This is a genomic window from Pseudomonas sp. PDM01, from assembly GCF_014852325.1.
Classification (GTDB): domain Bacteria; phylum Pseudomonadota; class Gammaproteobacteria; order Pseudomonadales; family Pseudomonadaceae; genus Aquipseudomonas; species Aquipseudomonas migulae.
The window spans coordinates 351,116-375,338 of sequence record NZ_JACVBK010000007.1; the positions used below are offsets into that span (position 1 = coordinate 351,116).

17 protein-coding genes are annotated in these 24,223 nt (G+C 59.4%); 11 read left to right on the forward strand and 6 right to left on the reverse strand.

All coding sequences use genetic code 11. The features are described from left to right. Nucleotides 1-159 precede the first annotated feature (159 nt). Entirely contained in the window at nt 160-1,308 is a 1,149-nt protein-coding gene (locus IB246_RS19820) for a pyridoxal phosphate-dependent aminotransferase (RefSeq protein ID WP_008042421.1), read from the forward strand. Continuing rightward, nucleotides 1,296-2,087 carry an amidohydrolase gene (locus tag IB246_RS19825; RefSeq protein WP_008042420.1) on the forward strand — a complete coding sequence of 264 codons (792 nt, stop codon included), beginning with the start codon at nt 1,296-1,298 and terminating at the stop codon, nt 2,085-2,087. Before IB246_RS19820 ends, IB246_RS19825 begins: the two co-directional genes overlap by 13 nt. 195 nt (nt 2,088-2,282) lie before the next feature. On the opposite strand, the gene leuA is transcribed toward IB246_RS19825, so the two are convergent. Further along, entirely contained in the window at nt 2,283-3,962 is a 1,680-nt protein-coding gene (gene leuA, locus IB246_RS19830) for a 2-isopropylmalate synthase (protein ID WP_008025530.1), read from the reverse strand. A 388-nt stretch (nt 3,963-4,350) separates the two neighbouring features. On the opposite strand from leuA, the gene IB246_RS19835 reads away from it, so the two are divergent. Then, nucleotides 4,351-4,707 carry a hypothetical protein gene (locus tag IB246_RS19835; RefSeq protein WP_008025532.1) on the forward strand — a complete coding sequence of 119 codons (357 nt, stop codon included), beginning with the start codon at nt 4,351-4,353 and terminating at the stop codon, nt 4,705-4,707. A 116-nt stretch (nt 4,708-4,823) separates the two neighbouring features. Here IB246_RS19835 and IB246_RS19840 read toward each other — a convergent pair whose 3' ends face one another. The 3 genes from IB246_RS19840 to IB246_RS19850 all read right to left on the reverse strand — a co-directional run bounded on the left by IB246_RS19840 (nt 4,824) and on the right by IB246_RS19850 (nt 8,053). After that, nucleotides 4,824-5,645 carry a M23 family metallopeptidase gene (locus IB246_RS19840; RefSeq protein WP_008042419.1) on the reverse strand — a complete coding sequence of 274 codons (822 nt, stop codon included), beginning with the start codon at nt 5,643-5,645 and terminating at the stop codon, nt 4,824-4,826. Between the two features lie 3 nt (nt 5,646-5,648). Further along, on the reverse strand, nt 5,649-7,028 hold the full coding sequence (xseA, locus tag IB246_RS19845) for an exodeoxyribonuclease VII large subunit (RefSeq protein ID WP_032832722.1): 1,380 nt from the start codon (nt 7,026-7,028) through the stop codon (nt 5,649-5,651). Nucleotides 7,029-7,105: 77 nt separating this feature from the next. Continuing rightward, a complete protein-coding gene (locus tag IB246_RS19850) occupies nt 7,106-8,053 on the reverse strand; it encodes a LysR family transcriptional regulator (RefSeq protein WP_008042417.1) in 948 nt (315 codons plus the stop codon). A 100-nt stretch (nt 8,054-8,153) separates the two neighbouring features. On the opposite strand from IB246_RS19850, the gene IB246_RS19855 reads away from it, so the two are divergent. The 4 genes from IB246_RS19855 to guaA all read left to right on the forward strand — a co-directional run bounded on the left by IB246_RS19855 (nt 8,154) and on the right by guaA (nt 13,004). Beyond that, the gene (locus IB246_RS19855; RefSeq protein WP_008042415.1) at nt 8,154-8,921 is read left to right on the forward strand and encodes a sulfite exporter TauE/SafE family protein; all 768 of its coding nucleotides are present in this window, start codon (nt 8,154-8,156) and stop codon (nt 8,919-8,921) included. 186 nt (nt 8,922-9,107) lie between these two features. Further along, complete coding sequence (locus IB246_RS19860; protein WP_008042413.1) at nt 9,108-9,656, forward strand: hypothetical protein; 549 nt, start codon at nt 9,108-9,110, stop codon at nt 9,654-9,656. A gap of 207 nt (nt 9,657-9,863) precedes the next feature. Then, nucleotides 9,864-11,333, forward strand: coding sequence for an IMP dehydrogenase (gene guaB, locus IB246_RS19865; RefSeq protein WP_008042411.1), 1,470 nt, complete (start codon nt 9,864-9,866; stop codon nt 11,331-11,333). A gap of 93 nt (nt 11,334-11,426) precedes the next feature. Continuing rightward, nucleotides 11,427-13,004: a glutamine-hydrolyzing GMP synthase gene (gene guaA, locus IB246_RS19870; RefSeq protein ID WP_008025547.1), complete on the forward strand. Its 1,578-nt coding sequence runs from the start codon at nt 11,427-11,429 to the stop codon at nt 13,002-13,004. 70 nt (nt 13,005-13,074) lie between these two features. Here guaA and IB246_RS19875 read toward each other — a convergent pair whose 3' ends face one another. Then, on the reverse strand, nt 13,075-16,128 hold the full coding sequence (locus IB246_RS19875) for a membrane-targeted effector domain-containing toxin (protein WP_008042409.1): 3,054 nt from the start codon (nt 16,126-16,128) through the stop codon (nt 13,075-13,077). Nucleotides 16,129-16,227: 99 nt separating this feature from the next. Next, nucleotides 16,228-16,932 carry a trehalose operon repressor gene (gene treR, locus IB246_RS19880; RefSeq protein ID WP_008042407.1) on the reverse strand — a complete coding sequence of 235 codons (705 nt, stop codon included), beginning with the start codon at nt 16,930-16,932 and terminating at the stop codon, nt 16,228-16,230. Nucleotides 16,933-17,170: 238 nt separating this feature from the next. Here treR and treP point away from each other — a divergent pair, with 238 nt between their 5' ends. The 4 genes from treP (at nt 17,171) to ptsP (ending at nt 24,223) form a co-directional block, all read left to right on the forward strand. After that, nucleotides 17,171-18,613: a PTS system trehalose-specific EIIBC component gene (gene treP / locus IB246_RS19885; RefSeq protein ID WP_008042405.1), complete on the forward strand. Its 1,443-nt coding sequence runs from the start codon at nt 17,171-17,173 to the stop codon at nt 18,611-18,613. Nucleotides 18,614-18,648: 35 nt separating this feature from the next. Continuing rightward, nucleotides 18,649-20,298, forward strand: a complete 1,650-nt coding sequence (gene treC, locus IB246_RS19890) for an alpha,alpha-phosphotrehalase (protein ID WP_008042404.1) — start codon at nt 18,649-18,651, stop codon at nt 20,296-20,298. 104 nt (nt 20,299-20,402) lie between these two features. Then, a complete protein-coding gene (locus IB246_RS19895) occupies nt 20,403-21,626 on the forward strand; it encodes a maltoporin (protein WP_008025558.1) in 1,224 nt (407 codons plus the stop codon). 62 nt (nt 21,627-21,688) lie between these two features. Further along, nucleotides 21,689-24,223 (forward strand): phosphoenolpyruvate--protein phosphotransferase, encoded by a 2,535-nt coding sequence (gene ptsP / locus IB246_RS19900; protein WP_008042403.1) that lies wholly within the window; start codon nt 21,689-21,691, stop codon nt 24,221-24,223.

A 24,223-nucleotide genomic window follows, 5' to 3' on the forward strand; every position in this document is an offset into this window, starting at 1 on the left:
ATACACCGCGGTGTTGCGTTCGCGGGCAAGCCTCGCTCCTACGGGATCGGGTTCGAGAAGAAGGGCGCCACTGGCGCCCTTTTTTTATGGGCGCCGTTTGGCTATCCTCGGGCTCTCCCGCGCCGCCGTTAGAGCCGGGTGTAGAGCAGGGAATCACCGATGATCACCAGTAAGCTGCCGAATGTCGGCATCACTATCTTCACGCAGATGTCTCAGCTCGCGGCGCAAACCGGGGCGATCAACCTGTCACAGGGTTTCCCCGATTTCGATGCCCCGCAAGCCTTGTGCGATGCGGTGGGTCGGCACATTGCCAATGGCCATAACCAGTACTCGCCGATGACCGGCCTGCCGGTACTGCGTCAGCAGATCGTGGCGAAAATTGCCCGCAGCTATGGCGTCACCGTCGATGCGGACAGCGAAGTGACCGTGACTCCCGGTGCGACTGAGGCGATTTTTTGCGCCATTCAGGCCGTTATCCACAACGGTGACGAAGTCATCGTGTTTGATCCGGCCTATGACAGTTACGAGCCCTCGGTCCAGCTGGCCGGTGGCCGTTGCGTTCACGTGCAACTGGGGCTGGACGACTTCAGCATCGATTTCGAAAAGCTCGCCCAGGCGCTGAGTCCGCGCACGCGGATGATCATCCTCAATACCCCGCACAATCCCAGCGGCGCACTGATCAACCGTGCCGAGCTGGACCAACTGGCGGCGTTGATCCGTGACCGCGACATCTATGTGATCAGCGATGAGGTCTACGAGCACCTGGTCTACGACGGTGTGCCCCATGTCAGTGTGCTGGCCCATGAAGAGCTGTATCAGCGCGCCTTCGTGGTCAGCTCCTTCGGCAAGACGTACCACGTCACCGGCTGGAAAACCGGCTACGTGGTCGCGCCACCGGCCTTGTCGGCAGAGCTGCGCAAGGTGCACCAGTACGTCAATTTTTGCGGCGTAACCCCCTTGCAATACGCCTTGGCCGACTTCATGGCGGAGCATCCTGAACACGTCGAAGAATTGCCCGGCTTCTACCAGGCCAAGCGCGATCTGTTCTGCGACTTGCTGATGCCATCGCGTTTCAGTTTCACCCGCGTCACCGGCACCTATTTCCAGTTGGTCGATTACTCGCAGATCCGTCCCGACCTCAACGATGTCGAGATGGCGCTGTGGATGACCCGCGAACACGGCGTGGCGAGCATCCCGATCTCGGTGTTCTACCAGACGCCACCCGAAGGCCAGCGCCTGGTGCGCCTGTGCTTCGCCAAACGCGAGGAGACCCTGCGTGAAGCAGCGGCAAAACTATGCGTGATCTGAGTGCATTGCCGAATCTGACCATCGCGCTGATCCAGACAACCCTGGCCTGGCACGACCGCCAGGCCAATCTGGAGCATTTCGAGCAACTGCTGGAGCAGGCTCGTGGCGCGGACCTGATCATCCTGCCGGAGATGTTCACCACCGGTTTTTCCATGGAGTCCGAGACGCTTGCCGAGGCGGAAAACGGTCCCACCAGCAAATGGCTGCGCGCCCAGGCGGCAAAACTCGATGCGGTGATCACCGGCAGCATCATCGTTCAGGCCACTGATGGCAGCCATCGCAATCGCCTGTTGTGGGCGCGGCCGGATGGCGAAGTCTGGCATTACGACAAGCGCCACTTGTTCCGCATGGCCGGTGAGCACAATCACTACACGCCGGGCGAGCGCCAAGTGCAGTTCGAGCTCAAAGGCTGGCGCGTGCGCCCGTTGATTTGCTACGACTTGCGTTTCCCGGTGTGGAGCCGCGATGCCCAGGACACAGATCTGTTGCTGTACACCGCCAACTGGCCGGGTGCGCGGCGCCAGCACTGGAACCGTTTGCTGCCGGCGCGGGCAATCGAAAACCTGTGCTACGTGGCGGCGGTGAATCGCATCGGCACTGACGGGAAAGGCTTTGCGTACACCGGCGACAGTCAGGTCCTGGATTTTCAGGGCGAGACATTGCTCAGTGCCGGTGAGGCGGACGGGGTGTTTCAGGTTGTTCTGGATGCAGCGGAACTGGCGGCTTATCGCACGCGGTTTCCGGCGAACCTGGATGCGGATACATTTGAGTTCACCTGAGATTTTTATTGTCTGACAGGGCCCCATCGCCAGCAAGCCGGCTCCTACAGTTGACCGAGTTGTTCTGACCTACGCGGTCAACTGTAGGAGCCAGCTTGCTGGCGATGGGGTCGGCACGGACAACATAAATATTGCCGGCAAACAAAAAGGCCCCAAGGTTTTCACCAAGAGGCCTTTTGCATTACAGCGGTGACTTTATGCCGCTTTCGCTTCCGGCTGGCTCAACGAGCGGTTCAGCGCGCTGAACAGGGCCTTGAAGCTGGCGGTGGTGATGTTTTCATCGATGCCCACACCGTGCACCGCACGTTGGCCTTCCACACGCAGTTCGATGTAGGCCGCGGCCTTGGCGTTGGTGCCCGCGCCGATGGCGTGCTCGTTGTAATCCATGATCTCCACCGGAATCGGCAGACCGGCCACCAGCGCTTCCAGCGCGCCGTTGCCTTTGCCGCGCCAGTGCAGGTTGGTTTCGCCCTGGCCCTTGCCGGAGACTTCCACTTCCACGGCGCTGTGACCGTTTTCTTCCTGCAGGCGATGGCTGACCAGCGCGTACGGGGTGTTGGCCTGCAAGTACTCGCTGTGCAGCAACGCGTGGATCTGCTGGGCGGTCATTTCGAGGCCCAGGCGATCGGTTTCACGCTGTACGACCTGGCTGAACTCGATCTGCATGCGGCGCGGCAAGCTGATGCCGTATTCCTGTTCCAGCAGGTAAGCGATACCGCCCTTGCCCGACTGGCTGTTGACGCGGATCACCGCCTCGTAGCTGCGGCCGATGTCGGCCGGGTCGATCGGCAAGTACGGCACTTCCCACAGGGCGTCCGGTTTCTGCTGGGCGAAGCCCTTGCGGATGGCATCCTGGTGGGAGCCGGAGAACGCGGTGTGAACCAGGTCGCCGACGTACGGGTGACGCGGGTGCACCTGGATCTGGTTGCATTCTTCGACGACTTTGCGCACGCCGTCGATGTCCGAGAAATCGAGCTCAGGGTGGATGCCCTGGGTGTAGAGGTTCAGTGCCACGGTGACCAGGTCGACGTTGCCGGTACGCTCGCCGTTGCCGAACAGGCAGCCTTCGACACGATCTGCACCCGCCATCAGGCCCAGCTCGGTGGCGGCCACGCCGGTGCCACGGTCGTTGTGGGTGTGCAGGCTGATGATCACGCTGTCACGACGATTGATGTGACGACCGAACCATTCGATCTGGTCGGCATAGATGTTCGGGGTCGCGCATTCGACGGTGGCCGGCAGGTTGAGGATCACCTTGTGCTCAGGCGTCGGGTTCCAGACTTCGATGACCGCGTCGCAGACTTCCTTGGCGAATTCCAGCTCGGTGGCGCTGAAGGTTTCCGGCGAGTATTCGAAGGTCCACTGCGTGTCCGGCTGCTGGGCCGCGTATTTGACGAACAGCTTGGCGGCGTTCACGGCGATGGCCTTGATCCCGTCCTTGTCCTGGTTGAAGACAATGCGGCGGAAGGAAGGGGAGGTCGCGTTGTACAGGTGAACGATGGCTTTCTTCGCCCCGCGCAGGGATTCGAAGGTGCGCTCGATCAGGTCTTCACGGCCTTGAGTCAACACCTGAATGGTGGTGTCGTCCGGGATGTGGTTGCCTTCGATCAGGGTGCGCACGAAGTCGAAGTCGGTTTGCGACGCAGCCGGGAAGGACGCTTCGATTTCTTTCACGCCAACCTGTACGAGGGTTTTCCAGAAACGCAGCTTCTTGACCGCGTCCATCGGCTCGATCAGCGACTGGTTGCCGTCGCGCAGGTCGGAGCTGCACCAGATCGGCGCGGCGGTGATGGTCTTCGACGGCCAGGTGCGGTCCGGAATGTCGATGGTCGGGAACGCGCGGTATTTCGAAGACGGGTCTTTGAGCATGCTCATCGGGAAATCCTTATTGTGTGGGCCGAAAAAAGGCGGCCTGCCGGTGGATCAAAAGTTCTTGGGGAAAAGCGTAAAACGAGGCGTCGCGATTCAGCCCGGCAGTCGTGCGCTGACGAGGCACAGGCTGCGGTGCTGGCGAAGCTGAATGAGGGTGTGAGAGGTTTTCATGTCTTCAACCCTAACCGCGAGGGTGAAGGATGGCAAGCAGTCGAAAAAAATTGAGAGGAATACTCGCTAGTGCGTATTTATCGAGATTTTATTGCTGTGAGTCCCCGTGATTGTTTGGTTTTTTGCGCGAGCTTTAAGCGATGCGCAATTGATGGTTTGAGCGCCGGGCGCTGACAGTCGGGCTATTCTTAAAGCCTCGACTGGCATTCAGGAGTCGGCGATGAACGAGTCTGACTGGAAGCAGTATTGCGTGTTACGGCCGGTGGCACATGAGCGGATGTGCGAGCGGATTTTGTCGGATGTCGAAAAAACGCTGCTGGATAAGAGCAACGCGCCCTACGAACGAATAGATGCCAGCGAGGAGCTGCTGAAAGCCGGGCAAAAGGAGCTGTACTGGGCGTTTGGTGTTTTCAGGTTTTCGCGTCATGAAGCCCGCTCGCACTTGCTTGGGTTGTGCGCGCGGGAATTGATCACGGCAGAGGAGTTGAGCTGGTTTTCAGTCGAGACGCAGGAGTGGGTCAAACACTGCCTGGCGGATCGAGAGGTCCATGGGATAGAGGACCTGGACGCGGAGTAATTGTTGTCAGTGATGCCGCCTTCGCGGGCAAGCCCGCTCCCACATTTGTTCGGTGTGAACACGGTAAATGTGGGAGCGAGCCTGCTCGCGATGAGGCCATCAACCTCACCGAAAATCTAAGGTTGAAACGCACCAATGAAAATCGCCGGATCCACCCGCGCATCATTCAGGCTGACATTCCAGTGCATGTGCGGCCCGGTCGCCCGTCCAGTCGAACCGACCTTGCCAACCACACCGCCACGCGCCAGTTGCTGCCCCACCTTCACATCGATCTTCGACATGTGACAGAACATGCTGATAAAGCCCTGCCCATGGTCGACAAACACCGTGTTGCCGTTAAAGAAGTAGTTACCGATCAAAATCACTTTGCCCGCTGCCGGGGTCTTGATCGGCGTGCCGGCGCCCACGGCGAAATCCAGGCCTGAGTGGGGATTGCGTTCTTCACCGTTGAAGAAACGGCGCACGCCGAACTTGCTCGACAGCGGGCCGTTGACCGGTTTGTCCAGCAGCAGGTTGCTCGGCGTATTCGGGCTGAACGTGCGGTACGCGGCGATCTGCTCGGCCAGTTCGCGCTCGATGCGCTTGAGATTGTCCGGGTCCGGGTTGACCTGTTGAGTGTTTTTCAACGTGATGCGCTGTTCCGGATACTTCTTGTTGCCAACGGTGAAACTCAAGTTGCGGCCGCCGCTGCTGATGGACTGCGCCCCCGGTTTGACGGTCAACGGCACACCGACAATCGCCAGCCAATTGTCCTGTTCCTTGACCACCAGCACCGGTTTGCCTTGATAGCTGGCTTTCGGCGCCTGGGCCGCCGCGCCCAGATCCACCACCGCCACACCCCCCGGCACCGGTTTGTTCAACAGGCGGGTGATGTAGCTGTCAGCGTGGGCGTTGAAGGTCAGGCACAGCAACAGCAGCGAAGCTAAAAAACGCGGCATGGATCAATCCAGTAAAGAAAGGGTGACAGGTGTCAGGTGGTTGTCTTCGACCCGCACTTGCAGCTCGCCTTCACCCAGTTTGGCTTTCAGGCGCTGGCCGTTGTGGGTTTGCGCGGCGTTGCGGATCGCGTTGCCGCGCTCGTCCAGCAAAATGCTGTAGCCACGGCCGAGGGTCGCCAAAGGGCTGACCACGTGCAGGGTCTGCACCTGGCTTTGCAGTTGCAGACGACGGGATTTGAGCCCTTCGCGCATGGCCCGGGGCAGGCGTTCGGCGAGGCTGTCGAGGCGCTGACGCAACATCGCCAGTTGCCGCCCCGGATGTTGCCCGGCGAGGCGGGTTTCCAGGCGGATCAGCCGTTCGCGACGGGTATTGAGGCTTCGCTCGAAGGCGCGGCGCATGCGCATGTCCAGATCATCCAGACGTTGCGCCTGTTGGCGCAGACGTTCACCGGGATGGCGCAGGCGACGAGAGATGCCTTCCAGGCGCAGGCGATCACGCATCAAACGGTCGCGCATGCGCATCACCAGCCGACGGTGCAGGCTTTCGACCCGACGCACCAGGTCGCTGGAATCCGGCGCCAGCAGTTCAGCGGCGGCGGACGGCGTCGGGGCGCGAACGTCGGCCACGAAATCACTGATCGATACATCGGTTTCATGGCCGACGGCGCTGACAATCGGCGTCACGCAAGCATCCACGGCGCGGGCCACGGCTTCTTCGTTGAAACACCAGAGGTCTTCCAGTGAGCCGCCGCCACGGGCCAGGATCAATGCATCGAAACCACGGGCGTCCGCCAGTTTCAACGCGCGGACAATCTGCGCCGTCGCTTCACGGCCCTGCACGGCTGTGGGGATCAGCGTCAGCTGGATCTGCGGTGCGCGACGGCGGAACACGCTGATGATGTCGCGGATCACCGCGCCGGTCGGCGAACTGATGATGCCGATGCGCTGCGGATGCGCCGGCAGCGGCACTTTGCGCTCGGCGCTGAACAGGCCTTCGGCGCTGAGTTTTTCCTTCAAGGCATCAAAGGCGAGGCGCAGTGCACCGTCACCGGCCGGCTCGACGGTGTCGAGAATCAGCTGATAGTCGCCACGGCCTTCGAACAGCGAAACCTTGCCGCGCACCTTGACCGCCAGGCCGTCCTTCAGCGCCTGACGAACCCGCGCCGCGTTCTGCCGAAACAGCGCGCAACGTACTTGGGCGCCGCTGTCCTTGAGGGTGAAATACACGTGGCCGGACGCCGGGCGGGCGAGGTTGGAGATTTCGCCTTCGACCCAGATATTGCTGAACACGTCTTCGAGCAACACCCGCGCGCGGCCGTTGAGCTGGCTGACAGTCAGGACTTCACGGTCCAGGCCGAGTCTTGCAAAGGGATCTTTAATCATGGGGCGCATGATAAAGGCATTCTCCAACCGAATGCACGATCCCCTATAGGAGCGAGCCTGCTCGCGATGGCAGTGTGTCAGTCGACAGTGCTATTGAATGTTAAACCGCTATCGCGAGCAGGCTCGCTCCCACAATGGTCTGTGCAGACATTTATGAAGTGTTGAATCAGCGCCGTGGGATTCTGCCGGCAGGCGAGGGCGACGGTGCTGTGGCAATCCGGGTCGGCCAGGGGCAGGAAATGAATGTCGGGTGGCGCGATGTCCTGCATCGACTCCGGCAGCAGGGCGATGCCGAATCCGGCCTGGATCAATTGCAGTTGCGTGGTTTTGCGCGAGACCACCCGCGCCGCCTTCGGGAAAAATCCCTGGCGCATACACAGCTCGGCGGACAGATAACTCAAACCGCCGCGCTGCGGGTGAGGGATGGAGATAAAGGCTTCATCCTTCAACTGCGCCAGATCGATGCCCTGAGCGGACTTATCCACAACCAGCCGATGATTGGGTGGAACGGCCAGCAGCAATCGTTCGCTATACAAAGGAACAATCTGCACGCCTTCACGCTGGCGCAACACCGGCAGGCGCAGCAGTCCGACATCAAGTCGATTGTCGACCAACGCTTCAAGCTGCGCTTCGGAAGACAGCTTGACGATCTCCATGGACACGCCGGCCTGCTGGTCCAGATAAGCACTGATACCCCGTAGCAGGCGACCACTCATGGGCACGGTGCTGGAGTGACTCAGGCGCAAGGTGCCCAGTTGCCCGTTGCCCACTTGGGTGGCCATTTCACTGGCCTTGGTCAGTTCGTTCAGCAGGTTTCTGGCGCGCGGCAAGAACGCCTCGCCAGCGGCGGTCAGTCGCGGCTGGCGCGCCGTGCGTTCGAACAGCGGGGTTTGCAGGCGGGTTTCCATGTCCTTGATCTGCCGGCTCAAGGCTGACTGCGCAACAAACAAACGCTCAGCGGCTGCACTGAAGCTGCCGCACTCGGCGATTTCCACGAAGTAACGCAATTGACGGGTTGAAAGCACGAGTCATGCCTTTTTGAGATGAGAGGTCGGCTTTGAAGATATTAGTCGCAAGGCTCGGCGCTGGCTAAAGTCATCACAGGTATTTGATAAAGGCGTGCAGATGAACGTGCTGGAGTTGTTACACCAATGGCCATTCGGCGCGACGGATTGGTTGGTGATCGGCCTGGCCATCGCCCTGGCGTACATCGTGTTTGGCATCGCCGGGTTCGGCACCGCACTGGTGGCGGGGCCGATTCTGATTGTGTTCATGCCGCTGTCGAAGATCGTGCCGTTGCTGGTGCTGCTGGATTTTGTCGCGGCGTTCGGCAATCTGCTGCCCTCGCGGCGGGATGTGGCCAGGCCTGAGTTGCTGCGGCTGTTGCCGTGCATGGCGGTGGGTTGCACGCTGGGGGTCATCTTTCTGCTGAACCTGAAATCCGACGTGTTGCTGCTGTTGATGGGGCTGTTTATCAGCGTCTATGCGGTTTACAGCCTGTGGGTCAAAACCCGGCCGACGCAGTTGTCTGCCGCCTGGGCAGTGCCGATGGGCACGGTGGGCGGGATGTTCGGGGCGTTGTTTGGCAGTGGCGGCTTTTTATATGCGATCTATTTGAACAGTCGGTTGCCCAAAGACGCGGCGCGGGCCACCCAGAGTGCGCTGATCAGTTGCAGCACCGTGGTGCGCCTGAGCCTGTTTGCTGTCGCGGGTGTGTATGCCGAGCTACCCTTGTTGGTACTGGCGCTGTGTTTGTTGCCGGCCATGGCGCTGGGGTTGTGGGTCGGCCGGCGGTTGACCATGCGATTGTCCCGCGAGGCGTTTGTGCGGCTGGTGACCTGGTTGGTGCTGGCCAGCGGGATTGCATTGATCGGGCGGTATTTGAGTACTTGACCGGATTTCGTCAGGGATTAAGCTGCCGCCCGCTCGGACGCCTTCGCGGGCAAGCCTCGCTCCTACAGAATTGATGTCGTTCAATAAATGTGCGAACAGCACAAATCCTGTAGGAGCGAGGCTTGCCCGCGAAGGCGTAGGACGGCACACCGCAGAACTTCCATTTGACGCAGCAGGCTTGCACCCATGAATTCCCAAAGCATCATCGTCCCGAAAATCTCCACACTGCCGGTACATGAACCCCGGGCCCGGGCGGTCGTGCGGTGGCTGGTGCGCAAGGACATCATCAAGGAAGAGCTGACCACTTGCGGCCGCACCGGCAACCGCATGGGGCACGCGATCGCCGATGGTGCCCGCGCCGTGGTGCTGCACCCGGATGCGCTGCCGTTCGGCGAGCCGGTCAATGGCCTGGAGATCATTACCAAACGCTGCATTTATACGCCGGCCAAAGGTTTTCTGGGGGAGGCGGGTTGCGCCGAGTGCCGCAAGGAAATCGGCGAGGCGCTGTTCGAAAGCCTCGAAGACTGGATGCCGGGGCGTACCGATAACTTCACCTGTCCCGAATGCGGGCATGAAGATGACATCAATGGCTTTCTGTTTTTGCAGGAATGCGGGTTTTCCAACCTGGGGTTCATTTTCAACAACTGGGCCGAGGCCGGGTTCAAGCAGAGCTTTATCGATGAGTTTGCCGATTGGCTGGATCAGCCGGTTAGCTGGGTGAAAGTCGAGTTGTAATACGTCCGGGAGACCGCGTTATCGTTCATCGCCAGCAAGCCGGCTCCTACAGATCGACGGTGTTTTTGTAGGAGCCGGCTTGCCGGCGATGCTCTGTAAATCTCCCGTCGATCACCGCATCGATAATAGACAGAGTTTTACATTGAACCCGAGGGGGTGTCTGACTATAATGGCGCGCTTCCATTTTCCCGCTCGGGAGCCCCCGCGATGCTGCGTATCAGCCAAGAAGCTCTGACATTCGACGACATTCTCCTAGTGCCCGGTTATTCCGAGGTGCTTCCTAACGAAGTCAGTCTCAAGACCCGCCTTACCCGTGGCATCGAGCTGAACATTCCTCTGGTTTCTGCCGCCATGGACACCGTTACTGAAGCCCGTCTGGCAATCGCCATGGCTCAGGAAGGTGGCATCGGCATTATCCACAAGAACATGACCATCGAGCAGCAAGCTGCCGAAGTTCGCAAGGTCAAGAAGTTCGAAGCCGGCGTCGTCAAGGATCCGATCACCATCGAGGCTGACGCCACGGTCCGTGATCTGTTCGAACTGACCCGCATGCACAATATCTCCGGCGTTCCGGTACTGCACGATGGCGACCTGGTCGGCATCGTCACTTCCCGTGACGTGCGCTTCGAAACCCGTCTGGAAGCCACCGTACGTGAAGTGATGACGCCTAAAGAGCGTCTGGTCACCGTCCGTGAAGGCGCCAACAAGAACGAAGTCCGCGAGTTGCTGCACAAGCACCGCCTGGAAAAAGTCCTGATCGTCGATGACAAGTTTGCCCTCAAAGGCATGATGACCGTCAAAGACATCGAAAAAGCCAAGGCTTACCCGCTGGCCAGCAAGGACGATCAAGGTCGTCTGCGCGTAGGCGCTGCGGTCGGTACCGGTAAAGACACCGGTGACCGCGTTGCCGCGCTGGTCAATGCCGGCGTTGACGTGGTGGTGGTCGACACCGCTCACGGTCACTCCAAAGGTGTGATCGACCGCGTTCGCTGGGTCAAACAGAATTTCCCTGAAGTGCAGGTCATCGGCGGCAACATCGCCACCGGCGCTGCCGCCAAGGCCCTGGCCGAAGCTGGCGCCGATGCGGTCAAGGTCGGTATCGGCCCTGGCTCGATCTGCACCACCCGTATCGTCGCCGGTGTCGGCGTCCCGCAAATCAGTGCCATCGCCAACGTCGCCGCCGCCCTTGAAGGCACCGGTGTTCCGTTGATCGCCGACGGCGGCATCCGTTTCTCCGGTGACCTGTCCAAGGCCATCGTAGCCGGTGCTTCCTGCGTGATGATGGGCTCGATGTTCGCCGGTACTGAAGAAGCGCCAGGCGAGATCGAACTGTTCCAGGGGCGTTCGTACAAGGCTTACCGTGGCATGGGTTCGCTGGGCGCCATGTCCCAGGCTCAAGGTTCCTCCGACCGTTACTTCCAGGACTCCTCGGCAGGCGCCGAGAAACTGGTTCCGGAAGGCATCGAAGGGCGTGTTCCGTACAAGGGCACCCTGAGCGCGATCATCCATCAACTGATGGGCGGCCTGCGTTCCTCGATGGGTTACACCGGCAGTGCCGACATCGAAGAAATGCGCACCAAGCCTGAGTTCGTGCGGATCACCGGCGCTGGCATGGCCGAGTCCCACGTTCATGACGTACAGATCACCAAAGAAGCGCCAAACTACCGCGTAGGTTGAGCCTTCTGCAAAAAAGTTAAGTAACCGGGGCTGTTTTCAGCCCCGAGTTGTTTCTGATTCTCTTCACCGAACTGCATAGACGAGACTGACCACATGGCCCTCGACATTCACGCCCACCGCATCCTGATCCTCGACTTCGGTTCCCAGTACACCCAGCTGATCGCCCGCCGCGTGCGTGAAATCGGCGTGTACTGCGAACTGCATCCGTTCGACATGGACGACGAAGCGATTCGCGAATTCGCTCCAAAAGGCGTCATTCTCGCCGGCGGTCCCGAGTCCGTGCACGAAGCCAACAGCCCTCGCTGCCCGCAAGCGGTGTTTGACCTGGGCGTGCCGGTCTTCGGCATCTGCTACGGCATGCAGACCATGGCTGAACAGCTGGGTGGCAAGGTCGAAGGTTCCGAACTGCGTGAATTCGGTTATGCCCGTGTCGACGTGGTCGGCAAGAGCCAGCTGCTGGACGGCATCGAAGACCACATCGACGCCGACGGCCTGTTCGGCCTCGACGTGTGGATGAGCCACGGTGACAAGGTCACCAAAATGCCGCAGGACTTCCACATCCTGGCCAGCACCCCGAGCTGCCCGATTGCCGGCATGTTCAACGATGACCTGCGCTACTACGGCGTGCAGTTCCACCCGGAAGTGACCCACACCAAGCAGGGCGGCCGCATCCTGTCGCGCTTCATCCTCGAGATCTGCGGCTGCGAAGCGCTGTGGACACCGTCGAAGATCGCTGAAGACGCCATCGCCCAGGTTCGCGCCCAGGTCGGCACCGACAACGTATTGCTCGGACTGTCCGGCGGCGTTGACTCCTCGGTGGTTGCCGCGCTGCTGCACAAAGCCATCGGCGACCAGCTGACCTGCGTCTTCGTCGACAACGGCCTGCTGCGTCTGCACGAAGGCGAGCAAGTGATGGCCATGTTCGCCGAGAACATGGGCGTCAAGGTGATCCGCGCCAACGCTGAAGACCAGTTCCTGAACAACCTGGCTGGCGAAAGCGATCCAGAGAAGAAGCGCAAGATCATTGGTCGTACCTTCATCGACGTCTTTGATGCCCAGTCCAACAAACTGGACAACATCAAGTACCTCGCCCAAGGCACCATCTACCCGGACGTGATCGAGTCGGCTGGCGCGAAAAGCGGCAAGGCGCACGTGATCAAGTCGCACCACAACGTGGGCGGCCTGCCGGAAGAAATGAACCTCAAGCTGGTTGAACCGCTGCGCGAGCTGTTCAAGGACGAAGTCCGTCGTCTGGGCCTGGAACTCGGCCTGCCGTACGACATGGTCTACCGTCACCCGTTCCCGGGCCCGGGCCTGGGTGTGCGGATCCTCGGTGAAGTGAAGAAGGAATACGCCGACCTGCTGCGTCGCGCCGACCACATCTTCATCGAAGAACTGCGCAAGGCCGACTGGTACCACAAAGTCAGCCAGGCATTCGTGGTGTTCCAGCCGGTGAAATCGGTTGGCGTTGTAGGCGATGGCCGTCGTTACGCCTGGGTCGTGGCCCTGCGTGCCGTGGAAACCATCGACTTCATGACTGCGCGTTGGGCTCACCTGCCTTACGAACTGCTGGAAACCGTCAGCGGCCGCATCATCAATGAAATCGAAGGCATCTCCCGCGTCACTTACGACGTGTCGAGCAAGCCGCCAGCGACCATCGAGTGGGAATGATCCCGGTCTGACTGATCGCCTGTAACACCTCAAAGGCCCCGTGAATGTGAATTCACGGGGCCTTTGCGTATCAGGCAGTTACAGCCGGCAGGCGCCCTTGCAGCGTCAGGCCCATGCGGTTGAGTGCGTGGGCAAGGCTGATCAGATTCGCGTAGGTGATCCGATGCACACCCGCCCAGGCCGGACGGTTGATCCGAAAGCCGCTATCCATCGTTCGCTCGATTGTCGTTCGCACAATCTGGCCAGTGCGGCTGCGATGAATCAGCGAGAAGGTGTCTTCCGACCTTTCAATGGTGAACATGCCTTGGCGGAACAGCAGCTGATTGATCTGCTCGGGCGTTCGTTGAATGAACGGCGTCGGCATCTGCAGGCTGATGTCGGCATACAGGGTGTCGGTATTACCGTGCATCGGGCCAGTTCCCCCGGCAATCTCATGGCCTACTTCGATACCATGGTCGATGTCCAGGTGCAGACTCTGATCGGGTTGCACTTCTTCTATGCGCAAACCGATACCACCCTCCGTTTCGCTGATGCCGGCCATTCCCCTGAACGTGTTGGTACTCTCCTGGTCGGTGAGTACCAGCCATTTTCCGCCGCCGTTGCGGGCTTGAGTCGCCTGCATGATGGTGTGGGTAAGGTAGGTCTTGAAGGATTGCTGTGCTCTGAGGGTCATGGTCGAGTCTTCATAACGATAACTCGCCAGGCAGTCAGTGGCCTGGATTTGAATGCCGTTCTGTTGGGCCGTTTTGACGACCTCCAGCGGCGTGAACTGTCCCGCAGGATCGCCTGGCAACTTTTTCAGGTACATCTCCAGCATGCCATGCATATTTCCGGTTTCGGCGAAGTTGTTCAGGTCGACTTGATTGAAGTCGTTGAGCAGACGATGCAGGTAGATCGTCTTGACGCCTTTCCTGGCCAGCGTCGGCATGTTTTCGATCAGGAAGCGCATGCTGGCAATGCGATCCTGACTTTCACCGACCACCAGCCCCGGTGATGCATCGAATACCTTCTCGATGAGTTCGGTGACCGTCGTGGATGGAGTGATCACGGGCTGGACCGGTCGGGGAGGCAGCGAGGCGAAAAAGTCCTTGGGTTTCTGGAATGCGATTGCATCCCTGGCCAGTGCCGTGCGGCGTCCGGCGACATACTCTTCGTAGGGGGAGACCCCTCTGATTTGCCCACCCGGCATGTTGACGACTTTTATATGGGTTTCCTGTTTTCCCAGCGCCAGGAAATTCAACGAGCGACCGTTAGGGGCATCGTATCGGGTCAGGTGTGCGTGATCATTCACTTTGGGCGGCAATGGGGCAGCGGGCCGGGAGGGGCCGGGAACAAGTTTGCTGGGGCCTTTGCCGCCACCCTTCAACCCGCTTTTCGGCGCCAGCTCCCATTCACCTTCGGCATTCAGGCGCACGGGAATCGACCCCGTAAAGGCATTCGGGTTCTGCGGATCAATGATGGCCCAGGTTCCGCCACCATTGGCGTCTGCTTCGAAACGTACGAAGTAAGCCTGCTCGTTGATCAGGATGGCATTGGAGGGTTGTGAATCGAGTGTGTAGACACCCTGGAATTTTCCGCTGGTGGCCATCGGGTAGCTTTCGAGGATTTCATTGCTTTGCCAGTGCTCCGGTACATCAAACGCTTGCGCGGTTTCATCGGGCACGCCCGGCAACTCTCCAGGTTGCAGGGTGACTTCCTCCGATTCGTCGGGCGCCTGCGGTTCTTGCGTGCCAGCGGTTTCTTCTGGATCGAGCGTCTTGTTCAAGTCCGCCATCTCGGCCGCTTCTGCCGCCTCAGCCGCAGCCCCGGTTTCGTCCAACACACTAACCTCTTTGAGCAGCGGGAGATTGAACAGCACATTGATGCCATCGAGCACCGCGCCGATGATGCCGGCCTTGCGTTCTGCCGCTGTTTTGCCATTCACCGCTTTGTCGATGTTCAAATCCATGGCCGCGATGCTGGCCCCGATCACCGGCAATGCGATCGGCCAGCCAAGCACCGCCAACGGGCCGAAAACGTGCAGTGCGGCGGTGAGATAACCCAGCCATAGCTGCTTACGCATCTGTCCATTGCTCACCAGCGTCAGGTCAGCCTCTTCCAGCATCGTGTGCTGGACGGCCCGGCTCTGCCAGGTGAACACGTCACCGCTGATGGTGATGTCTTTTTGATTGATCAAATGGTGGTCGTACTTGCCCCAGGTGCCGACCAGTTGGTTCATCAGCGGGGTGATGTTGTCGTGGACCTCCTTGCGAACCGACAGCGGGAAATGGGTCATGAATTCGGTTCGGGGGTGTTCTTCGTTCATCTGCAACAGCATCCACCAATGCATGTCCGTCAATGTCGGGTGCACGTGGAAGGGTTCTGCGGCGCCGGGAACGTAGGTGATTTGCCGACCGTTGGGCTCAACAATGCGCAGAATATCGGTGGCGACATGCCCTGCGACATCCAGCGCGCAAACACGAAGATCCGCAGGCGTAGCGGTTTGCGCTTTCAGGGTAGCCAAGGTGATCGGCCAGGACGCGCCACCGATGACGGCCCTGATGACTGTCTGGAAATCCTCCTCTTCGAGTTGCCCGTTTTGCCGCGCCTCCACGGCTTTGCTGAGGTAGTTACATTTGGCCAGTGTGCGGTAGTCATCAAAATGGCTGGCCCAGAATGCATTCAGCTTATCCAGGTAGCGTTGACTGAGGTTCTTCTCCCACAGGTCCGCGAGCACCTGCCTGGGGTACATCCGCACTTCATTGGTTTCGTTGTAAATACTGGCGTTCGCATCCGCCGTGTAAAACCCGCCATTGCTGTCCAGTTCGAGGGCGTCGTCCTGGTCGGTCACGCGGTACCGATGGATCACCAGTTGCGTCAGGGTTAAAGATTCACTGGGTTTGGGCGCGTGCTCCCAACCCAGAAAAGCCTTGGTGCTGCTGGCCGAGACATTGTTGAAGCGATGCCACCAGACCTGATCCGGGTCCAGGTGGGTGATGCCGTGTTTTTGCAGGATTTCACTGGCGACCGCATGGGCTTCCTCCTGCAAACCGGGGCAGGCTGTCACCACGACCGGCGCGATGAGTCTGAGTGTTTCCTGATCGGCAGCATTGCTTGATGCGGGGGTGTTTTGTTCGGTGGACATGCTCTCGCTCCTTGAGAAATGGGCAGCGATGATTGCCCGTTTCCATGCAGGAGGTGCACTACATAGTTATGCCCAAACGCGATTCAAGAACCTGTAGGGTCAGCGCCGTGCCACATCCGAAAAGTAGAACTTGTCGAGGGTGTGCCGTGATTCCGTGTACTCGAACTGCCGGCCGTCCTGCAGAAACGTATGGTTGCTGACTACGATCACATGGCTCTGGTCGTCGAGGTCGAGGTGTTGCTGGTCGTCCTTGCTGCGGGGTACGGCTTCGATGGTTCGCTGGGCGTAGGCGATTTGCAGTTGCAAGGTCTGTTCGATGAAGGCGTAGATCGAGTGCTCGGCGATGTCCCGCGATAGTCCGGGGATCACGTCGCTGACGAAATGGTTGATGTCGAGGATCACTCGTTTTCCATCGATCCGCCGTACGCGTTTGATCCTCGTGATCAGGCTGCCTTCTTCAGCCTTGATATGTTCCAGCAGCGCACCTTCGAGAGGGATCTGGCTGAACTCGACCACTTCGGTGCTGACGTTGTTGCCCAGTCGCGGATAGGTTTCCTGAAAGCTGACGATGCCGCCCAACTGAAATTCGATCGGGTCGGTCGACAACACAAAGGTGCCTTTTCCATGGACTTTCTGGGCGAACCCGCGCTCCTGTAATTGCTCGATGGCCTTGCGCACGGTGCCGCGACTGGCCTGGTAGCTGTCCATCAATTCGGTTTCGGAAGGCAACCGGGCGCCGCGCTCCAGACGTTCGGTCGTGATGCTGGCAAGCAGATCGCTGTAGATCTGGTTGTATTTACTCATGGGGATGGCTCTGTGCCGCAATGTGCTCAAGGTTTCGAACCTTAAGGGCAGGGTAGGGGTTTGTCCATGCGGGTTTGGGTTTTCATCGTCTGAGAGGGTGGGAAAAATCGCCGCCGGTCGGGTGACAAGCCAACAAATTCAAACTCGTCTGTACGAGTTGTTGATTTAACTCGTACAGACGAGTACTTTTCGCTTCGGCGTGCTGCCAATAACAAAAAACCACAGCGGAAAAACAAGCATGAGCCACGACTATCCGAACATCGTCAGCGAGCTGCTGCAAAGCCTCGGTGGCAGCGACAACCTCGAGCAAGCCGCGCATTGCGTCACACGCCTGCGCCTTGCCCTCAAGGACCCGAGCCGGGTCAACAGCACCACGCTGAACCAGATTGACCTGGTCAAAGGCTCATTCTTTACCGGCGGCCTGTTCCAGGTGGTCATCGGTCCTGGCGAGGTGGAGAAGGTTTACGCAGAGCTGCGCCATCAAACCGGTCTTGCCGCGTCAACAATCGCCGACGTTAAACAGAAAAGCGCCGACAAGATAAACGCCATGCAGCGTCTGGTGCGGGTGTTTTCCGACGTGTTCATGCCGATCCTTCCGGCGTTGATCATCGCGGGCCTGCTGATGGGCATCAATAACCTGATCGGCGCCAAGGGCATGTTCATCGAGGGCCAGACCCTGCTGGACGCTTACCCCAAGCTTGATGGGCTCTGGAGCCTGATCAACCTGATGGCCAACACTTCGTTCGTGTTCCTGCCTGCGCTAGTGGGCTGGTCAGCAGCCAAGCGGTTTGGCGGCAGCGAAATCCTCGGCATCGTGCTCGGTCTGATGCTGGTTCATCCCGATCTGCTCAATGCCTGGAACTATGGCAAGGCAGTCGCAGGTCTCGACGGCCAGAGCCTGCCGTATTTCGACATCCTCGGTCTGTTCCAGATCGAAAAGGTCGGTTATCAGGGGCAGATCCTGCCCATCCTGCTGGCGGCATACGTGATGAGCGTCATCGAAAAATGGCTGCGGGCGAGAGTGCCTAATGCGGTGCAATTGCTGGTGGTGCCGATCACCACCATCGTGGTTACCGGCGTGCTGGCGCTGGCGGTCATTGGCCCGGTGACCCGGCATCTGGGGATTCTCATCACCGAAGGTGTGGTCACCCTGTTTGATCTGGCGCCGATGGTCGGCGGCGCGATCTTCGGCCTGCTTTACGCCCCCTTGGTGATCACCGGCATGCACCACATGTTTCTCGCGGTCGACTTGCAGCTGATTTCGACCCAGGGCGGTACTTTCATCTGGCCGATGATCGTCATGTCCAACCTCGCCCAAGGCAGCGCGGCGCTCGCGGTGTTCTACATGACCCGTAATGCCCGGGACAAGTCCATGGCGTCGACCTCAGCGATTTCGGCCTATTTCGGCATCACCGAACCGGCGATGTTCGGGGTCAATCTGCGCTACAAGTTTCCGTTTTACGCCGCACTGATTGGCTCGGCGCTGGGGGGCATCTTCCTGTCGATGAACAAGGTCCAGGCCTCGGCCATCGGTGTCGGCGGTTTACCCGGCTTTATCTCGATCATTCCGCAGTTCATCCCGATGTTTGTGATCGGGATGATCATCGCCATGGTCGTGCCGTTTGTTTTGACCTGTGGGTTGAGCATGAAGATTGTTCGGCCTGGGTATCGGGTCGCCTGATAGATCGCTATCGCAGTTCAAGAAGGAATACAGCCATGCAAGACTGGCAACGTTCGGTGATCTACCAGATCTACCCGAAGAGTTTTTATAGCCACGCAGGCAATCCCACGGGTGATTTGCTCGGCGTCGTGGCCAAGCTCGACTACCTGCACTGGCTGGGCGTCGATTGCCTGTGGATCACGCCATTCCTGCGTTCGCCCCAGCGTGACAACGGTTACGACATCAGCGATTACTACGCCATCGATCCGAGCTACGGCACCATGGCCGACTGTGAATTGCTGATCGCCGAGGCCGGCAAGCGCGGGATCAAATTGATGCTCGATATCGTGGTCAACCACACCTCGATCGAGCACACCTGGTTCCAGCAGGCGCGCAGCAGTCTCGACAATCCGTATCGTGACTTCTACATCTGGCGCGATCAGCCCAATAACTGGGAGTCCAAGTTTGGTGGTTCGGCATGGGAGTACGAGGCTCAGACCGGCCAGTATTTCCTGCACCTGTTCGATCACACTCAGGCCGACCTGAACTGGGACAACCCGAAGGTGCGCGCCGAAGTTTTCAAGATGATGAGATTCTGGCGGGATAAAGGTGTGGGCGGGTTCCGGCTGGATGTGATCAACCTGATCTCGAAACCGGCGGACTTTCCCGAGGACAATACCGACGGCCGACGCTTCTATACCGACGGGCCGAATGTTCACGAATACTTGCAGCAAATGCACCGCGAAGTGTTCGAAGGCCATGACCTGATCAATGTCGGCGAGATGTCGTCTACCAGTCTCGAACACTGTATTCGTTATTCGCGGCCGGGCTCCAAAGAGCTGTCGATGACCTTCAACTTCCATCACCTGAAAGTCGATTACCCGAACCTGCAAAAGTGGATTCGCGCCGATTTCGACTTCCTTGAGCTCAAGCGCATCCTCTCCGACTGGCAAACCGGCATGCAGGCCGGCGGAGGCTGGAACGCGCTGTTCTGGTGTAATCACGACCAACCTCGGGTGGTCTCGCGGTTTGGTCATGACGGCGAGCACCGTGTGGTGTCGGCGAAGATGCTCGGCACCGCGCTGCATTTTCTCCAGGGCACGCCATTTGTGTATCAGGGCGAAGAGCTGGGTATGACCAATCCGGGTTTCGATCACATCGATCAATATCGAGACGTCGAGACCCTGAACATCTTCCGGCTCAAGCGCGAGGCGGGTGCGAGCGATGCCGACAACATGGCGGCGATCATGCAGAAGTCCCGCGACAACGGCCGTACGCCGATGCATTGGAATACCGGACCGAACGCTGGTTTCAGCACGGCGCAACCCTGGATCGGCGTACCGGCCAACTCGGCGCAGATCAACGTCGCCACTCAACTCGACGACCCGAATTCAGTGCTGCATCACTACCGCCAGTTGATCAATTTGCGGCGTACCGAAGTGCTGATATCCGACGGTGTTTACCGTCAGCTGTTGCCTGAGCACGCGCATGTCTGGGCTTATGTACGGGAAGGAAGCGGCGAACGGTTGCTGGTATTGAACAACTTTTACGGGACGCCTTGCGAAGTTGAATTGCCGGATGCAGTGATCGCTGAATTCATGACTCAACGCTTGGTCATCAGCAACTATGCGGACTGTCCGCCGCGAAATCGACAGGTGTTTTTACGACCGTATGAGTCGTTTGTCTTGCACTTGACTGACCACTGACCCCTCACAAAAAAACACCGTTTCAAAAACACGCAGAACGCTGCGCGGGGGAGTTTTGCGCGCCGATTTTGCTGCTGCACACAATAAAAATAATGGAGTGTTTCTTGAAAACAACAATAAATCGCGGCCTTGCAGCCGCTGGCATTTGCCTGGCGTTGCCACTGACGGCCCATGCGCTGGAGTTCGGCGGTTACCTGCGCAGCGGCGTCGGTACGTCGGTCAACAGTGGCAAACAACAGTGTTTCCAACTGCCCGGAGCACAGACCAAATACCGCCTCGGTAACGAGTGCGAGCAATATGGGGAGCTGGAACTTCGTCAGGACTTGTACACGCTGGATGACGGTTCGGTGCTAAGTGTCGATGGCATGGCCTCACTGTATAACCAGTACGACAAGGACCTGACGTTCAATGGCGACAACGGCTCGGTGCGCTTGCCGCAGCTGTACGCGCAATGGTCGAACATGCCTGGCCTCAACGGCGGTTCGCTGTGGGCCGGTCGCCGCTATTACAAACGGAACGACATCCACATTTCCGACTTCTACTACTGGAACCAGAGCGCCACCGGCGGCGGCATCGAGGACGTGCTGATCGGAGATCTGAAATACAGCTACGCCTTTTCGCGCAAGGACAACCTGTACCAGAAGGATTACATCAATCGTCACGATTTCAACGTTGCCGGTTTCAACACTAACCCCGGCGGTGAGCTGGAGTTTGGCCTGAGCTACATCGACAAACCCGACAGCCGCGACGCTCATCGTGGCTGGGCGATTACCACCCAGCATGTGCAAAAAGGATTTCTGGGTGGCAAGAACAAACTCGCGTTTCAGTACGGTGAAGGGCCGGGCACCGGGTTGGGCTATACCGGTAACGTGAAGCTGGATGACAGCAATAAAAGCTACCGGGTGGTGGAGTTCTTCGACTGGCAGGTGACGCCCCGGTTTGGCGGGCAGGTCGAAGCGGTTTACCAGAAGGATATTCGCCCCGACGGATCAGACCAGAACTGGATTTCCCTGGGCGTTCGGCCGGCCTACGCGATTACCGAGCAGTTCAAACTGGTGACCGAGCTGGGTCACGATCAGGTCGAAGCCACAGGTGGCACGCGCAAGCTGAGCAAGTTCACCTTTGCTCCGACCTGGTCGCCCAAGGGGCCTGAATTCTGGGCGCGGCCCGAAGTGCGCTTGTATTACACCTATGCCAGCTGGAACGAGGCGGCCAAGCGTGCGGCCAATGAACTGGCAGCGGGTTCAGCGTTGTCCGACACCGGAGCCTTCGGCACGGCGCGACACGGTGCGAACGTCGGATTGCAGGTCGAGTACTGGTGGAAATAAGCGATGCTGTCGGAGCGTCGCGCTCCATCGGCACTTCAAAGAACAGAACAGCAGGTGAAGTCATGGCCACACCCCAACAATTGCAGCTTCACGCACCCCTGTCCGGCGTATTGATGCCCTTGGACCTTGTGCCCGATCGAGTTTTTTCCAGCCGGATCATCGGCGATGGGCTATGCATCGATCCGACGTCAACAACGTTGTGCGCGCCGCTGGCAGGGGTTGTCAGCAATGTGCAGGCCAGTGGGCATGCGGTCAGCATCACCGATGAAAATGGCGTGCAGGTGTTGATGCACATTGGGCTCGACACGGTGAACCTTGCAGGAAAGGGGTTCACGCGGTTGGTGGAGGAGGGGCAGCAGGTTGCCGTCGGGCAGTCGCTGATTGAGTTCGATGCTGATTTTGTTGCGTTGAATGCACGCAGCCTGCTGACCTTGATGCTGGTGGTCAGCGGTGAGCCGTTCACTTGGCTGACGGCGGAAACCGGGTGGGTAGACAGTGGTCAGCCGTTGCTCGGTTTGAATTCTGTCGAGCTGACAACGGATGAGTCTGTGGCTAAAGAGGGCGAGGCGCTGTTCTCCAAACCGGTGACGTTGCCCAACCCGAACGGCTTGCACGCCCGTCCTGCGGCGGTGTTCGCCCAAGCGGCGAAAGGTTTCTCGGCAAGCATTTACCTGCATAAACAGCAGGAGAGTGCGAATGCGAAATCCCTGGTGGCGATCATGGCATTGCAGACCGTTTATGATGATGTTGTGCAAGTCAGTGCGGTCGGCCCGGATGCTGAGGAGGCGATCAAGGCACTGGCCGAGCTGCTGACCGCCGGATGCGGCGAGACCGTGCCCGTGACGGCGGATGTTGCCCCGCAACCCCAGGAGGCATCATCGCCCAAGGTGCTGCGTGGGGTATGTGCTTCGGCGGGCTCGGCATTTGGCCAAGTGGTGCAGATCGCCGAGCAGGTCCTTGATGTCAGCGAATGGGGTGAGAGTTCGCGGGTTGAGCGCGATCATCTGTCCGCAGCGTTGACCGAAGCAATTTCAGCGTTGCAGCAGATGCGTGATCACGCCACGGGCGATGCTCAGGCAGAGATCTTCAGGGCGCATCAGGAACTGCTCGAAGACCCGGGTTTGTTGGAGGTGGCTCATGTGCTGATCGACGAAGGCAAAAGCGCCGGATTCGCCTGGCGTGCGGCCACCGGGTCGACGGCAACCTTATTCAAAGGCTTGGGCAATGCGCTGCTGGCCGAACGAGCGGCAGACCTGGCCGATGTCAGTCAGAGAGTGCTCAAGTTGCTACTCGGCGTGCGGGACCGCGAGCTGGAGTTGCCTGAAGGCGCCATTCTGATTGCTGAACAACTGACACCGTCCCAGACCGCCGGGCTCGATACCCATAAGGTGCTGGGGTTTGCCACGGTCGGCGGTGGCGCCACCAGCCATGTCGCGATCCTGGCGCGGGCGTTCGGTTTGCCGGCGATCTGTGGGTTACCGGTGCAAGTGCTGGCGCTGGTCAACGGTACCCAGGTGTTGCTCGATGCCGATAAGGGGGAGTTGCAGCTCGACCCGGATCTGGCCGCCATTGAAGAACTTCAAGCCAGGCGTGCGCTTGCGCAGCAACGTCAGCACCGTGAATTGGCGCAGGCGTCACTGGCTGCCTGTACTCGCGACGGACATCATGTCGAGGTGACAGCCAACATCGCTTCGCTGGCTGAAGCCGAACAGGCCATGGCGCTGGGAGGCGCGGGTGTGGGTTTGCTGCGTTCGGAGTTTCTATATCTGGATCGCCATCATGCGCCGAGCCAGGACGAGCAGGCCTCCACCTACAGCGCCATCGCCCGAGCTCTCGGGCCTGCGCGAAATCTGGTGGTGCGCACGCTGGATGTTGGCGGTGACAAGCCTTTGGCCTATGTCCCGATGGACAGTGAAACCAACCCCTTTCTGGGCGTGCGCGGGATTCGTCTGTGCCTGGAGCGTCCGCAGCTGTTGCGCGATCAATTCAAGGCAATCCTGAGCTGTGCGGGACTGACGCGTTTGCACATCATGCTGCCGATGGTGACGCAGCTGTCGGAGTTGCGTGTGGCTCGTCAACTGCTCGAAGAGGAGGCGCTGGCCCTGGGCCTCACGGAACTGCCGAAGCTGGGGATCATGATCGAGGTGCCAGCAGCGGCGCTGATGGCTGATCTGTTTGCGCCCGAAGTGGATTTTTTCTCCATCGGCACCAATGACCTGACCCAATACACCTTGGCCATGGACCGCGATCATCCGCGGCTGGCCAGTCAGGCTGACAGTTTTCATCCTGCGGTGCTGCGATTGATCGCCAGCACCGTGAAAGCCGCCCATAGTCACGGCAAGTGGGTGGGCGTGTGCGGCGCCCTGGCCTCCGAAACCCTGGCCACACCGCTTTTGCTGGGGCTGGGCGTGGATGAGTTGTCGGTGAGTGTGCCGTTGATTCCGGCGGTCAAAGCGGCGGTTCGCACGGTGGACCTGGCGGATTGCCAGGCCATCGCCCAACAGATCCTGGGTCTGGAAAGTGCCGGGCAAGTACGCGAGGTCTTGAGGCTGTATCGCGACGCGACGGTCCAAACTTCACTGGTTATGGAGAACTGA